Origin of the sequence: Paenibacillus sp. FSL W8-1187 (assembly GCF_037965485.1) — a bacterium.
In the GTDB taxonomy this organism is placed as follows: Bacteria; Bacillota; Bacilli; order Paenibacillales; family Paenibacillaceae; genus Paenibacillus_O; species Paenibacillus_O pasadenensis.
Genome location: NZ_CP150181.1, coordinates 2772757 through 2787809 on the forward strand (window position 1 = coordinate 2772757; position 15053 = coordinate 2787809).

Consider the following 15053-nt stretch of genomic DNA (forward strand, 5'->3'; position numbering starts at 1 on the left):
TCCGATGCAAGCCGAGACTACACCGAGCGGGGCCGTGCCTGGCCTGGCCCGGAAGGCGGAGAAGAAGTCCAGGCTCGGCCCCGCGCTCAAGGAAATAGGCAAGCACAAGCATGCCTATATCCTCATGGGTCCGTACATGATCCTCTTTTTCCTCTTCACCGTCATTCCCGTCGTCTTCTCGCTGCTCCTCAGCTTCTTCTACTTCAACATGCTGGAGTTTCCGCGGTTCGTCGGCTGGCAGAACTACTCGCGCCTGCTGCTGAACGACGACGTCTTCATGATCGCGCTCAAGAACACCTTCCTGTTCGCCGTCATCACCGGGCCGGTCAGCTATGTCGCCTGCTTCCTGTTCGCCTGGATCATCAACGAGCTGTCGCCGAAGGTGCGGGCGGTCATGACGCTCATCTTCTACGCGCCTTCGATCTCGGGCAACGTGTTCTTCATCTGGCTGATCGTGTTCTCGGGCGACAGCTACGGCTATCTGAACGGCTTCCTCATCAAATACGGCTTCATCCTGGAGCCGATCCAGTGGCTGACCAACGAGAACTACATCCTGCCGATCGTCATCCTCGTGCAGCTGTGGCTGAGCCTCGGCACGAGCTTCCTCGCCTTCATCGCCGGCCTGCAGACGATCGACAAGTCGCTGATCGAGGCGGGGGCGGTGGACGGCATCCGCAACCGCTGGCAGGAGCTGTGGTTCATCACGCTGCCGTCGATGCGGCCGCAGCTGCTGTTCGGGGCGGTGCTGCAGATCACGTCCTCGTTCGCGGTTGCCGACATCTCGATCGCGCTGGCCGGCTTCCCGAGCGTCAACTACGCGGCGCATACCGTCGTGACGCATCTGATGGACTACGGCACGATCCGCTTCGAGATGGGCTACGCTTCCGCGATCGCGACCGTGCTGTTCGGGATCATGATCGGCACGAACATGCTGACGCAAAAACTGCTGCGCAAGGTAGGGGAGTGAGATGAGCATGAAAATGATCCCGGCGCTGCGGGCGCCGAAAAGGCTGAACCGCTCCTTGACGGTCAGCTTCCTCCTGTTCGCGCTGCTGGCCGTGTTCGGCGCCTTCATGGCGCTGCCGCTCGTCTACGCGATCAACAACGCCTTCAAACCGCTCGACGAGCTGTTCATCTTCCCGCCGCGCGTCCTCGTCAGCAATCCGACCTTCGACAATTTCTACGACCTGGTCGCCCTGATGGGCAGCTCGTGGGTGCCGTTGTCCCGCTATATCGGCAATACGCTGCTCATCACGCTTGTCGGCACGGCCGGACATATCCTGCTCGCGTCCGCCGCCGCCTATCCGCTCGCCAAGTACAAGATGCCCGGCGGCAAGACGCTGTTCTCCATCGTCGTCCTGTCGCTGATGTTCTCGGGCCACGTCACGGCGATTCCGAACTACATGGTCATGTCGTGGCTCGGCTGGATCAACACGCATGCGTCGATCATCGTGCCGGCGCTCGCCTTTCCGCTCGGACTGTTCCTGATGAAGCAGTTCATGGAGCAGATTCCCGACGCGCTCATCGAGGCGGCCAAGATCGACGGAGCGAACGAGTACCGGATCTACTGGACGATCGTCATGCCGAACGTCAAGCCGGCCTGGCTGACGCTCATGATTCTGCAGTTCCCGATGCTGTGGGGTACCGACGGCGGCAGCTTCATCTACAGCGAGAACCTGAAGACGCTTCACTACGCGCTCGGCCAGATCACGCAGGGCGGAATCGCGCGGGCGGGCGTCGGAGCGGCGGTCGCCTTGATCCTCATGATCGTGCCGATCACGCTGTTCATCCTCTCCCAGAGCAGCGTCATCCAGACGATGGCGACCTCCGGGATGAAAGACTAGAAAGGAGCCGTTGCGCGATGCTGGCATTGCTACGAAGGACCAAGAGCCATCTTCTGATCGCCGCGGCCTGCCTGCTGGGGACCAGTCTCGGCGGCGGGATCGCAGGAGCGGAAGATACGGCGGGCTCCTACAATTATTCCTTCTGGGGAGACACGGTGTCGGCGCCGGCCGCCTATCAGGCGACGGAGCTGCTCGGCGGAGACGATCTCGGCGCCGGTCCTCTGAAGGAGCCGAGCGATCTGCATGTGACCGATGACGGAGAGATCTACCTGCTGGACTCCGGCAACAACCGGGTGCTCGTGCTCGGTCCCGGCTTCAAGCTCGATCGGGTGATCGACTCGTTCGAGCGGGACGGCAAGCGCGAGACGTTCTCGAATCCGCAGGGGCTGTTCGTCACGGACGACAAGGAGCTTGTCGTCGCCGATACGGGCCACAAGCGGGTCGTGCGGCTCGACCGCGAGGGCGGGCTACGGCAGGTCGTCGAAAATCCGACCTCCGAGTTCCTCGCCGAAGGGTTCTCCTTCTCCCCGGTGCGGGTCGTCGTCGACAAGGCGCAGCGGATGTACGTGATGGCGGCCGGCGTGTTCGACGGCTTCATGGAGTTCAGCTCGAGCGGAGACTTCACGTCGTTCATTGGCGCCAACCGCGTCTATTTCAACCCGATGGACCATCTCTGGAAAATGCTGTCCACCAAGGCGCAGCGCAGCCAGATGGTCATGTTCACGCCGACCGAATATACGAACCTCGACATTGACGAGGAGGGCTTCCTGTACGCGACGAACGGCCAGGCGACCGACAGCGTGCGCAAGCTGAACGCGCAAGGGACGGACATCCTGCGCCGGGAAGGCTACTTCGCCCCGGAGGGCGACATCTACTTCACGATCGAGGACGGGCCGACCCGTCTCGTCGACATCGACGTCGGCGACAGCGAGATGTACTCCATCCTCGATGCGAGCCGCGGACGGATCTTCACCTACAACGGCGACGGCCATTTCATGTACGTGTTCGGCGGGATCGGCAACCAGCTCGGGGAGTTCAAAAACCCGACCGCCGTCGATCGGCTCGGCGAGGACTTTCTCGTGCTCGACAAAGCGCTCGGCGAGCTGACCGTATTCCGCACGACGGAATACGGGCGCACGCTGAACGAAGCGGTGCGCAGCTATTATCGCGGCGACGAGGAGCAGGCGTACGAGAAGTACCGCCAGACGATCCAGATGAACGCCAATCTCGAGTTCGCCTACTCCGGCATCGGCAAGGCGCTGCTGCGGCAAGGGAACTATCGGGAGTCGATGGCCTACTTCAAGCAGAGCAAGGACCAGGAGGGCTACTCCAAAAGCTTCCTGCTGTACCGCAAGCAGGTGCTGCGCAGCCACTTCGCGACGATCATGAGCGTCGTGCTCGCGCTGGCGGCCGGGTATGCCATATTCCGCAAATATCGCAAGGCGAAAGGAGGGGGAAAGGTTGCGGCAATGGAATCGTGAAGCGCTGCGCTATCCGTTTTATGTCATCCTGCATCCGTTCAACGGCTATTGGGATCTCAAGTACGAGCGAAGCCGGAGGCTGAACCTGATCCTGTCGCTCGCCATCCTGTGCCTGCTGGCGCTCACGAACATCCTGCAGACGCAGTACAGCGGCTTTGTCGTGAACCTCGTCTATCCGGACAGCATCAACAGCCTGATGGAGATCGTCTACGTCTTCGTCCCCGTGCTGTTCTGGTGCGTCGCCAACTGGTCGCTGACGACTCTCATGGACGGCGAAGGGAAATTCCGCGACATCTTCGCCTCGACCTGCTTCGCGCTGGTTCCGCTCGTCGTCATTCATTTCCCGTGGATCTGGCTGAGCAACGTCATCTCCTTGCAGGAGGTCCCGTTCTATCGGTTCTCCACGAGCGTGGCGCTGCTCTGGTCGGCGTTCCTGCTGTTCGTCGGAAATATGACCGTGCATCAATATTCGCCGATGAAAACGATCGGCATGATCATCCTGACGCTCGTCGCGATGGGCTTCATGGCGTTCCTCTGCCTGCTGTTCTTCAGCCTGATCCAGCAGATCGTGTCGTTCGTCAGCATCATCTACCAAGAGATCGCGCTTCGCGGCTGAGAGAGGGGAGGGGTGGACATGAGCAAGATCCAAAAAGCGCTGCTTGCCGGCGCGATCGCGGCCGCCCTGCTGGCGGCAGGCTGCTCCGGCGAAGGCGCGGATGCCGGAGCGGGGCAGGAAGCGCCGGCTGTGGAGGCGTTCGCGAAGGGCAGGCCGCTGCAGGCGTCCTTCGCCGACAGCCGGCTGAGCGGGATGAAGGGCGTCGCCGAGAACGGCAGGCTGCGCCTGCTGGCGAACGACGAGACGGGCGAGATCGCCGTCCTCGATCAGGCGTCGGGAGAAATCTGGCGCAGCAATCCGGCCGAGGCGGACGCCGATCCGCTCGCCTCCGGCATCAACAAGGAGCTGCTGTCGTCGCAGCTGCAGCTTGATTTCTACAACAGCTTCGGCCAGATCAGCTCGATCAACTCGTTCACGGACAGCGTCAAGCACAAGCAGCTCCGGATGGAGAAGATCGACGGCGGCGTCAGCGTCACCTACCAGTTCGGCACCGCTCAGAAAACAGCGGAGGACGTGCCGCTGCGGCTGAGCGCCAAGCGGATGGAGGAGCTGAGCGCCAAGCTGGACAATACCGGCAAGCGCGCCCTGAAGATCGCCTATACGGAAAACAAGGAGACGGCAGTGTTCGAGCGCAACGACGACGCCTTGAACGGCCTGCAGCTCACGCGCGCGCTGCAGGCGCTGGAGACGGCCGGCTATACGCCGGAGCTGCTCGAGCAGGACATGGCCGAGCTGGGCTTCACGCAGGAGAAGGCCGCGCCGCGCGTCTTCCAGGCGACGGTGAACTACACGCTGGAGGAGGGCTCGCTGCTCGTGCATGTGCCGGTCGGCGAGATCCGGTTTCCGGCGGCCTATCCGGTGAATACGATTTCCGTGCTGAGCTTTTTCGGAGCGGGGAGCGCCCGGGAGCAGGGCTCGATCTTCGTGCCGGACGGCTCCGGCTCGCTGATCCATTTCAACAACGGAAAGGCCAAATACCCGGCATACCAGCAGATGGTGTACGGCTCGGACCAGACGATGGACCGGATCGAGGACGACGCCCGCGAGCAGCCGGTCCGCCTGCCGGTATTCGGCCTGATCAAGGAGAAGGGGGCGTTTCTCGGCATCATCGAGGAAGGCGCTGCGGCCGCGGCCGTCAAGGCGGACGTAAGCGGACGGCTGAACAGCTACAACAACGTCTATCCGAGCTTTTACGTGATCAACAAGGGAGAAGTGACGCTCGACGCCAACGGACAGCAGCGCTCGCTGCCGAAATTCCAGGAAGCGCCGATGAAAAGCGACTTCAAGGTGCGGTACGCGTTTTTGAGCGGCGAGGACGCCTCCTATGAAGGCATGGCGCGGTATTACCGCAACTATCTGCTGGACGGCGGCGCGCTGGCGAAGCCGGCCGAAGCGAAGGCCGAGGACATGCCGTTCTACCTGCAGCTGGTCGGCAGCATCTCCAAGAAGAAGCATCTCCTCGGCATTCCTTATGAGGCGCAGGTGCCGCTGACGACGTTCAAGCAGGCGGAGGACATCGTGGAGCGGCTGCAGGAGCGCCGCATCAGCTCGATCAGGCTGAAGTACGACGGCTGGTTCAACGGCGGGCTCGACCATGAGGTGCCGTCGAGCGTTTCGGTCGACCGGGCCGTCGGCGGAGCCAAGGGACTGGAGAGCTTCGCGGCCTTCGCCAAGGCCAAGGGGATCGAGCTGTATCCGGCCGCCGCGCTGCTTGTCGCCCGCACGGCCAAAGGCTTCGACGAGTCGGATGACGCCGCCCGGACGCTGCGCGCGGTGCCGGCCCGCGTCTATCCGCTCGACCTCGCGCTGAATCGGCGCGACCGCGCTCAGGAGCCGTCCTACGTCGTCTCGCCTCGGTTCGCGCCGGGCTATGCGGGCACGCTTGCCGACAGCCTGAAGGACAGCGGAGCCGGAGGCGTCGCGCTGACCGATCTGGCCAGCCAGCTGAACAGCGATTACCGCAAGCGGGATCAGATCGACCGCACCGAGTCGGAGCGCTATTCGCTGGATGCGCTGCAGCAATTCCGGGAGCGCGGACTGAGCATGATGGGCGAGGGAGGCAACGTTTACGCGCTGCCGTATTTGACCGACGTGACGCATGCGCCGATGGGCAACAGCAGCTTCAAGCTGGAGGACGAGGAGATTCCGTTCTACCAGATGGTCGTGCGCGGCTCGGTCCGCTACGCCGGCCGGCCGTTCAACCTGTCCTCGTACACGGATGACCGCCTGTATGTGCTGCGCTGCATCGAGTACGGCGCGAGCGTCTCGTTCGAGTGGATCTATGCGCCGAACAGCAGCGTCAAGGACAGCGACTATCACCGGCTGTACGCGGTCAACTACGGCATGTGGCTCGACAAGGCCGCCGCGATGTACAAGGAAGTGAACGAGGCGCTCGGGCCGGCCGGCCAAAGCCCGATCGTCGGCCATGAAAAGCTGGCGGAAGGCGTATATCGGACGGAGTACGGCAGCGGCCTGGCCGTCATCGTGAACTACAACGCGCATCCGGTGCAGGCCGAAGGCAGGACGATCGAGGCACGAAGCTATGCGACAGGGGGCGGACAGGCATGAGGATCGGATGGAGGACGCGTTCCTATGCGCAGCAAAAGGCGATGTGGGGGTTTCTGTTCGTGCTGCCCTGGCTGCTCGGATTCATCTTTTTCTTCCTGCTGCCGTTCCTGACGTCGTTCCGCTACAGCCTCAGCACGATCGAGGCCAACTCCAAGGGCATCATCGTCACCTATGCCGGCTTCGCCAACTATGTCAACGCGCTTACCGTCCATACGAGCTTCAACCGCATCCTGACGGAGTCGATCGTGAACATGGTCGTCAACGTGCCGCTCATCATCATCTTCAGCCTGTTCCTGGCCGTCCTGCTGAACCAGAAGTTCCTCGGCCGGTCGATCGCGCGCTCGATCTTCTTCCTGCCGGTCATCCTGTCGTCCGGCGTCATCATGACGCTGGAGTCGAGCAGCCTCGTGCAGGCGGTCAACGATCAGGCGGCCGGGTCCGGAGGACTGATGAACTCGTTCGGAGCCTACGAGCTCGCGCGGCTGATGATGCGCTCGGGCGTCAACGAGACGATCGTCCTTTATTTGACGGAAGCGGTCGGGCGCATCTATGAGATCGTCAGCCAGTCGGGCGTGCAGATCCTGATCTTTCTCGCCGGCATCCAGTCGATCTCGCCGCAGCTGTACGAGGCGTCCAAGATGGAGGGCGCGACGGGCTACGAAGCGTTCTGGAAGATTACGTTTCCGATGGTCAGCCCGCTCATCCTGGTGAACCTGGTCTATACGATCATCGACTCCTTCGCCAGGAACAATATGACCGACCTGATCCGCGAGACCGGCTTCACGACCTTCAACTTCGGCCTGAGCTCGGCGATGGCATGGATCTACTTCGCCTCGATCCTGCTCATTCTGCTGCTCAGCGTCTACATCGTCTCCAAGCGGGTCTTCTATCAAGAGTAGGGGAGTGAGAGCCAAGTGACAACCGCCCGCTTGTTTTCGCTGGAAAGCTGGAAGCGCTGGTCATGGTCCATCGTCCGGCTGACGCTCATCGTCGGCCTGTCGTTCGTCATCCTGTATCCGATCCTTCAAAAGATCTCGACCGCGATCAAGGACAAAAAAGACTTGTATTCGCCGATCGTCGTGTGGATACCCGAAACCTATTCCTGGAACAACTTCAAGCAGGCCATCTCGATCATGGATTACTGGCATACGCTGCTCAACACCTTCTCGCTGTCGCTGCTGACGACGGTGCTGACCGCAGCCTCGTGCGCGCTGGCCGGCTACGGCTTCGCCCGGCTCAAGTTCAAGGGCAGCGGCCTGCTGTTCGCCGGCGTCATCCTGACGATCATGGTGCCGCCAACGACGATCCTGATTCCGATCTACCTCAATCTGAAGGACTTCACGCTGATGGGCATCATCCCGCTGCTGACCGGGAAGTCGGTCAATCTGCTCAACACGTATTGGCCGTTCATCCTGACGAGCATCACGGCGAATTCGTTGAAGGCCGGCCTGTACATCTTCATTTTCCGGCAATTTTTCCGAGGCGTGCCCAAGGAGGTCGAGGAAGCGGCCTACATCGACGGCGCGGGCGTCGTGCAGACGTTCCTGCGCATCATGCTGCCGAACGCCGTCCCGTCCATCGTCACCGTCACGCTGTTCTCGTTCGTCTGGCAGTGGAACGACAGCTTCTTCACGACGACCTACCTGACCTCGAGCAAGGTCATGTCGACGCAGCTCTCGTCGCTGCCCTACAACCTGGCCATCTTCCTGCAGGACGGGGATGCTTCGCAGGCGGATCCGTTCTATCTGAGCATGGTCCAGGATACGGGCATCCTGCTGGCGATCCTGCCGCTCATCGTCCTTTATCTGTTCGTGCAGCGCTACTTCGTCGAGAGCATCGAGCGGACCGGCATCGTCGGCTAGCGCGGCGCATCGACGGCTTGTTGAATTCGATTTTCGTGGAGGCATCCTTATGAGCGCAGTCATCTCGAATCCGATTGTGTGGGCCGATGTGCCGGATCCGTGCGTCATCCGCGTCGGCTCCGCCTTTTACATGGTCAGCACGAGCATGCACTCGATGCCCGGCTGTCCGATCCTGAAGTCCGTCAACCTGCGGGACTGGGAGCTGATCGGCTACGTCTACGATACGCTTGAGGACAACGAGGCCCATCGCCTGCAGGACGGCCGGGGCATCTACGGAAAAGGCTCCTGGGCGGCTTGCCTCAGGCAGCATGGCGGCTGGTTCCATGTCTGCTTTTCCAGCAACGACATGGACCGCTTCTACATGTACCGGACGCGCGACATCGAGCGCGGTCCGTGGGAGCGCCATGTCATGCCCGGCCTGCTGCATGATCCGAGCCTGCTGTTCGACGACGGGCGCGTCTATGTCATCCACGGCAACGGCGACATCCGCATCACGGAGCTGACGGCCGATGCGACGGCGCGGCTGCCGGGAGGCGTCGACCGGCTGCTGCTCGCGACGGAGACCGAGGGCATCGGGCTGTGCTGCGAGGGCTGCCATGCTTTCCAGAGGAACGGCTTCTATTACCTGTTCTTCATCGAATGGCCGCGCACGGGAAATCGCCGGCGCCGCCAGCTCGTCTACCGCTCGCAGCGGCTGCTCGGACCGTACGAGCGGCGCGAGCTGCTGGACGACGATCTCGGCTATCGCAACAACGGCGTCGCCCAAGGCGGCATCGTGGACGACGGCCTTGGCGGCTGGCATGCCGTGCTGTTCCAGGATCATGGCGCGGTCGGCCGCGTTCCGTGCGTCGTGCCGGTGACCTGGGAGGACGACTGGCCGGTCTTCGGCGTCGATGCCAAGGCGCCGCTGTCCTATGCGACGGGGCTGCCCGCATCGGCGCCGCAGCCGCTTGCCGCAAGCGACGAGTTCGACTACGGCTCGGACCGGCTCGGACTTTTCTGGCAATGGAACCATAATCCCGATCCGCGGCTCTGGTCGGTGACCGAGCGGCCGGGCTATTTGCGGCTGCGGACCGGCATGCTCGCCAGCAGCGTCGAATACGCCCGCAATACGCTGACGCAGCGGACCGAAGGACCGGCCTGCAGCGCGAGCGTGCTGCTCGACGCCGCCGGCCTGCTGCCCGGCGATCGGGCGGGACTGGCCGCACTGTCGTCGCAGTTCGGCCTGATCGGCCTGCGGGCGGAGGCGGACGGGAAACGAAGCGTCGTCATGGCAGTGAAGGGCGAGGACGGAGGGGAGCTTGTGCGGGAGAGCCGTCCTTACGCCAAGGACTGCATCTTCCTGCGGCTTGACTGCCGCTTCGAGGAGGGAGAGGATATCGCGGAATTTTTCTATTCGGAGGATGGAGCGGCATGGGAGCGGCTTGGCCCGCCGCTGGAGATGGCGTATACGCTCCATCATTTCATGGGCTACCGCTTCGGGCTGTTCTGCTATGCGACCGAGCATGCGGGAGGCTTCGCCGACCTGGATTATTTCCGCTATCGCAAGGTCAGCGGGCGGACGGCGGCTGATGGCTGATGCCGGCGCCAGGCCGTTCCTGGTTGAAGTCGCGGACGTAGCCGAGAATTTCCGGCGTGACGGCATTGCGGGTCACCGGCTTGAAGGGGAGGTGAATGGCATGATGCGGCGCGGCCCAAAAAAGTGTAACGGATAGGCATGCATCGGCGTTACCTTGAACGTGCAGGCTTCCCGGACGCTGCCTTCCGGAACATAGACGGCGCCCCAAGGCTTGAATAGGCTGGAAGCCAACCTAAAAGAATGAAATCTGACCCGAAAAATGAAGAAAAGCTGTCTTCGCAAGGGGTATTGAAAGCGCTGCATCGGAGATGCAGCCGATTCAAAAGGGGGATTGTTCATGGTCAACAATTACAATCGCAAGATGATGCTGTCTGCGAGCTGCCTGCTGCTCGCGCTCATGTCCGCCTGCAGCAGCGGCTCGGGCAATGGAAACGGCGGCCAGGCAGGCGGAGCCACGAATGCGCCGGCTGCGAGTCCGGCGCCAAGCGGGCCGGCGGAAAATGCCGCGGCCGAGGAGCCGTCCGGCACGGCCGAGATGGACTTCGACATGGGCGGCCGCACGATCAAGTGGGCGTCGTGGTACGACGAGTCGATCAAGGAAGACAATCCGGACAATATCGAGCGCAAGAAGAAGCTCGACGAGCTGATGGCCAAGCACAATTTCAAGATCGAATATGTGACGGTCGATTACGGCGAATATTCGAATAAAGTGACGGCGTCGCTGCTCGCCGGCGAGCCGATCGGCGACATCGTCCGCGTGGCCAGGCCATGGATGATTCCGACGCTGGTGCAGCAGGAGCTGTTCACGCCGGTCGACGAGTACACGAAAAATGAAAGCGTGTTCCTCCCGCAATACACGAATGTGTATTCGAGCTTCGAGGGCAGAGGCTACGGCTTCCGGGCGGGAGGCGCGGGCGCCGCCGGAGGCATTTTCTACAACCGCACGCTCATGAACAAGCTCGGCCTCAAGCCGCTGCAAGAATACGTTGACGAGGACAACTGGAACTGGGACACGTTCATCGACGTCGCCAAGCAAGGCAACAAGGACACGAACAATGACGGAAAGCTGGATACATGGGGGCTGGCCAGCGCCTCGATGGTCATTCAGGCGCTGGCGGCGAACGAGGCGAACCTGGTCATCGACGACAAGCAGAACCTCGAGGATCCGAAATCGAAGGAAACCTTCGACTTCATCTCGAAGCTTGTGACGGAGAAGGTCCCGCGTCCGACCGAGGGCGGGGACTGGACCGAGCCGGGTCAGTTTTTCCGCCAGGGCAATACGCTGATGGTCGCCGGCGCCGACTATGAGATGGACGGCTTCAAGAAGGACATGACGGACGACATCGGCTTCCTGCCGTTCCCGAAAGGGCCGAGCGCGACCGCGTACCATTCGCATCTGACGATTCCGAACTACTTGACGATCCCGAGCGGAGTCGAGCATCCCGAGCAGCTGGTCTACCTCTATGAAAAGATGAACGACATCGACTCCGTCTACGACTATCCGAAGCAATCCTCGCTCGAAACCTGGTTCAGCAGCGAGGACGACATCAACAACGCGAAGATCGCCGGCGAAAGCATCAATGTCGTCGACGGCAAGGACGGTTATCCGAGCATGCCGTACTATGAGTTCGTCGACGAGCTGATGCAGGGCGTATCCGTATCGACGGCGATCGAGAAGTACAAGGAGCCGTTCCAGGCCGCCATCAACGAGGTTTGGAAAAAGTAGACTGGGGGCGATGAACATCGCAAGGATGACGTTGACCGGATTCGCCGATGAGATCTCATCGGATTTGGAGGAGCAGCTGGACGTGCTGGAGTCGGAATCGATCCGCTATCTCGAGCTGCGCGGGGTTCTGGGCAAAAACGTGCTGGATCTGACGGACGAGGAAGCGGAGCGAGTGAAGAAGCGGCTGCAGCAGCGACGGTTCGGCGTGTCCTCGATCGGCTCCCCGCTCGGCAAGATCGGCATCGGGGAGGCGTTCGAGCCGCATGTTCAGCGGGCTCGGCGCGCGGTCGAGCTGGCGCGGTTTTTCGAGGCTCCGTTTGTCCGCATCTTTTCCTTCTATATTCCGAAGGGAGAGCATGAGCAGCATCGCGAGGAGGCGCTGCGCCGGATGAAGCGGCTGGCCGAGCTGGCCGAGTCGGCCGGCGTCGTGATGGTGCATGAAAATGAAAGCCATATTTACGGCGACACCGCGGAGCGCTGCCTCGAGCTGCTGGAGAGCGCCGCTTCGGACCGCCTGCGGGCCGCGTTCGATCCGGCGAACTTCGTGCAATGCGGCGTCAGGCCGATGGACGACGCCTACCCGCTGCTGAGCGGCTATATCGCTTATGTGCATGTCAAAGACGCCGTGATGGGCAGCGGGCAGGTGACGCCTGTCGGCGAAGGCGACGGCCAGTGGAGCGAGCTGCTCGCCCGGCTGTGCGGGCAAGGCTATGCCGGCTTCCTGTCGCTCGAGCCTCATCTGCCGGCCCGTGGAGAGTGGGAAGGAAAGAGCGGAGCGGAGCGGTTCGTCATCGCCAGCCGCGCGCTCAAAAAGGAGCTGGAGGCCCATGGAATCGACTGGTCGTAGGCGGATGGAAGCGAGCGGCCGGGAGCGGCCGGACGGGCAGCGGCCGGGTGTGCCGGACGGGCTGACGCAGCCGCTGCCGGCGGATCGGCAGGGCTCGATCCAGGAGATCGATTATGATGCGCACCATTACATTAATGCGGACCGCCAGCTCGTCTCCTCCAGCCTCGTCGATCCGGCGGAAGCCGGCAGGGAGGTCGTGCGCGGAAAGCCGATCCGCAAGCGCTGCAGCCTCTATTTGCCCGCGGGTTATGAAGCAGCGCCTGCGGACGCCCGCTGCGACGTCCTCTATTTGCTGCATGGCGTAGGCGGCGACCATCGCGAGTGGCTGGACGGCAGCGGCCAAACAGGCGGGCGTCCGCTGCTCGCCGCGATTCTCGACCGTCTGATCGCGGCAGGAGATATCCCGCCGACGATCGTCGTCTTTCCCAACGGACGCAGCGCGGTCGATTGGACAGACCGCTCCTTCAACACGGAGGGGACCAACATGCTCGGCTTTTATTATTTCGACTATGAGCTTCGGCATGACCTGATCCCCTTCATCGACGCCCGCTACCGGACCAAAGCCGCGGCGGCAAGCGGCGTGCCGGGCGGTGACGGGCAGGGCGGACGGAGCCATCGCGCGCTGGCCGGCCTGTCCATGGGCGGGATGCAGGCGCTCAATCTCGGGCTCGGCGGCTTCCGCCACGATTCGGCCGTATTCGCAGGCGGCGCGAGCCGCTACGGCAACGGACTCGTGCCGACCGTGCCGGCTCCGGGCATGACCGACCTGTTCTCGGCTGTCGGCGCTTTTTCCAATGCGCCTACGTCAAGCGGCGGGCAGAGGCTCGGGGCGAGCATCCGCGCCGCAGGGTTCGCGGTCCGCCAGCTTATGCTCGTATGCGGCGACGAGGACCTGCTCGTCCAGTCGAGCTTCGAGGAGGCGCTCGACGGGCTGGAGGAAGCGGCGGGCGAGCGGCTAGGCTCGCTGCTGCGCGAGATCGTGCCGGGCGGCAAGCATGACTTCGGCGTTTGGACGTACGCGGCGTACCGGTTTCTGCTCGCCGCTTTTGGAACATCCGGCTCGACCGGAGCTTGAAGCTTCCGAGCAGCGTCGCTTTCTACGGAGAGCGACGCTGCTTTTTTTGCCGTCCGCTCGCGTACGCAGCGGCGATCCGGTGTCGCGGCATATCCGAACGGTCGGTGGAGAATGCTGGGCATGCAGGAGAGAAGCGGCGATATGTCCAAAACCTTTTTCGGCTCTCTTTCTATGAATTATGGTACAATCGGCCTATTGTCTTTTGAACCTCATTCATATTAAGGAGAGATGTCACGTGAACATGCCAGAAGGCGCCGCGATTGTTACTCCTTCGGATATCCGCCATATCAGAACCTTTATCGACGATAAATATCCGGGGAAGCCCCAGAACGAAAAAAGCGAGCTGGTCGCGGAAGCGATCCGCCGCGTCATCTTCCATCAGCTGCCCGACTTCGCAGAGGGCATCAAAAAAGAGCTGGCTTCTCGGCTCGTGCGCCGCAAGCTCGTCCAGAAAGGCTTCGTCCGCCGCGACGATGTCGTCGAAGCCTGTCTGGAGCTCGACATCCGCGACCAGCGGATCGTCCGGCCGCTGCGCGAATGGATCGAGCGCAAGCTGGACGTCACGGTCGAGGACCGGGAGCTGCAGCGCGTGCTGCGTCTGGTCAAGCCTGTGCGCTCGGAGCGCGAAAGCGAGGCGCTGCTGGGCCGCATCGCCAAGGAGCTGGACGCCTCCTCGCCGGGTGCGTCCGAACCGATGGAGGAGCAGCGGGCCGGGTCGTCCTGGCTCGCCGGAATGCCGAGCATGCGCATCTTGACGGCTGCCATTGGATGCGTCATGATCATGGGAGGCATGCTCGTGTACGTCGTGTCGCTGCTCCATGACCGTTCCGAAACGGCGGGCATGGCGGTCGTTTCGGCGGCTGCACTGGAGCAGCCGGAGGCGGCTTCCCAGGCGGCGCAGCCGAAGCATGCGGCGGCCGAGCCCGCCGCGGCGCCGGCAGCCGAGCCGAGCCCGAGGATGGACAACGATCTTCCGCAATCGCTGCAATATGCCGATATCGACGAGGCCGCGCTGCAGCGCTTTTTGGAGAGCCGCTCCTCGATGCTGGCCGGATCGCGCTACATGGACGCGATTCTCGACGCGGCGCGCCATTACAATATTCATCCCTTGCTGCTGTTCGCCATAACGGGACAGGAACAGAGCTTCGTGCCCGACGACCATAAGCGGGCCAAGCAGATGGCCAACAATCCGTTCAATGTGCATTACAGCTGGCAGAACTTCAATACGACGATCGAGGAATCGTCCATGATCGCAGCCAAAACGGTCGTCAACCTCAGCAAAAACCGTCCCGAGGACCGCGACGCGATCGTCTGGATCAACCGCAAGTATGCGGAGGACAAAAACTGGTCCAAGGGCGTCCAGAGCATCCTGGACATGCTGGAGGAGATCGCGGCCTGACGGATAGCCCGCGGCCGGGCTGGCGCATGGAGCCTCTTTCGCCGACGGAGAGGAGC

At 62.4% G+C, this 15053-nt stretch carries 12 protein-coding genes; all 12 read left to right on the forward strand.

From position 1 onward, the window contains the following. Window positions 1-4: 4 nt before the first annotated feature. Complete coding sequence (locus NYE40_RS11960; RefSeq protein ID WP_101809135.1) at window positions 5-967, forward strand: sugar ABC transporter permease; 963 nt, start codon at window positions 5-7, stop codon at window positions 965-967. A 1-nt stretch (window position 968) separates the two neighbouring features. Further along, the gene (locus NYE40_RS11965; RefSeq protein ID WP_339279975.1) at window positions 969-1844 is read left to right on the forward strand and encodes a carbohydrate ABC transporter permease; all 876 of its coding nucleotides are present in this window, start codon (window positions 969-971) and stop codon (window positions 1842-1844) included. A 17-nt stretch (window positions 1845-1861) separates the two neighbouring features. Continuing rightward, window positions 1862-3325: a hypothetical protein gene (locus NYE40_RS11970; protein WP_339279976.1), complete on the forward strand. Its 1464-nt coding sequence runs from the start codon at window positions 1862-1864 to the stop codon at window positions 3323-3325. Further along, window positions 3306-3941: a Yip1 family protein gene (locus tag NYE40_RS11975; protein ID WP_339279977.1), complete on the forward strand. Its 636-nt coding sequence runs from the start codon at window positions 3306-3308 to the stop codon at window positions 3939-3941. The genes NYE40_RS11970 and NYE40_RS11975 overlap by 20 nt, the downstream gene beginning before the upstream one ends. Window positions 3942-3959: 18 nt before the next feature. Further along, window positions 3960-6509, forward strand: a complete 2550-nt coding sequence (locus tag NYE40_RS11980) for a DUF5696 domain-containing protein (RefSeq protein ID WP_339279978.1) — start codon at window positions 3960-3962, stop codon at window positions 6507-6509. Continuing rightward, window positions 6506-7408 carry a sugar ABC transporter permease gene (locus NYE40_RS11985; RefSeq protein ID WP_028597692.1) on the forward strand — a complete coding sequence of 301 codons (903 nt, stop codon included), beginning with the start codon at window positions 6506-6508 and terminating at the stop codon, window positions 7406-7408. Before NYE40_RS11980 ends, NYE40_RS11985 begins: the two co-directional genes overlap by 4 nt. A 15-nt stretch (window positions 7409-7423) precedes the next feature. After that, window positions 7424-8371 (forward strand): carbohydrate ABC transporter permease, encoded by a 948-nt coding sequence (locus tag NYE40_RS11990; protein ID WP_101809137.1) that lies wholly within the window; start codon window positions 7424-7426, stop codon window positions 8369-8371. A 49-nt stretch (window positions 8372-8420) separates the two neighbouring features. Further along, window positions 8421-9950, forward strand: a complete 1530-nt coding sequence (locus tag NYE40_RS11995) for a glycoside hydrolase 43 family protein (RefSeq protein WP_028597694.1) — start codon at window positions 8421-8423, stop codon at window positions 9948-9950. A gap of 337 nt (window positions 9951-10287) precedes the next feature. Beyond that, window positions 10288-11676 carry an extracellular solute-binding protein gene (locus NYE40_RS12000; RefSeq protein WP_028597695.1) on the forward strand — a complete coding sequence of 463 codons (1389 nt, stop codon included), beginning with the start codon at window positions 10288-10290 and terminating at the stop codon, window positions 11674-11676. A 10-nt stretch (window positions 11677-11686) separates the two neighbouring features. Continuing rightward, entirely contained in the window at window positions 11687-12523 is an 837-nt protein-coding gene (locus NYE40_RS12005) for a sugar phosphate isomerase/epimerase family protein (protein ID WP_240478942.1), read from the forward strand. Next, on the forward strand, window positions 12504-13598 hold the full coding sequence (locus tag NYE40_RS12010; protein WP_240478943.1) for an alpha/beta hydrolase-fold protein: 1095 nt from the start codon (window positions 12504-12506) through the stop codon (window positions 13596-13598). The genes NYE40_RS12005 and NYE40_RS12010 overlap by 20 nt, the downstream gene beginning before the upstream one ends. Window positions 13599-13833: 235 nt before the next feature. Further along, window positions 13834-14997 (forward strand): glucosaminidase domain-containing protein, encoded by a 1164-nt coding sequence (locus NYE40_RS12015; protein WP_052332987.1) that lies wholly within the window; start codon window positions 13834-13836, stop codon window positions 14995-14997. The last annotated feature ends 56 nt before the right edge of the window (window positions 14998-15053 follow it).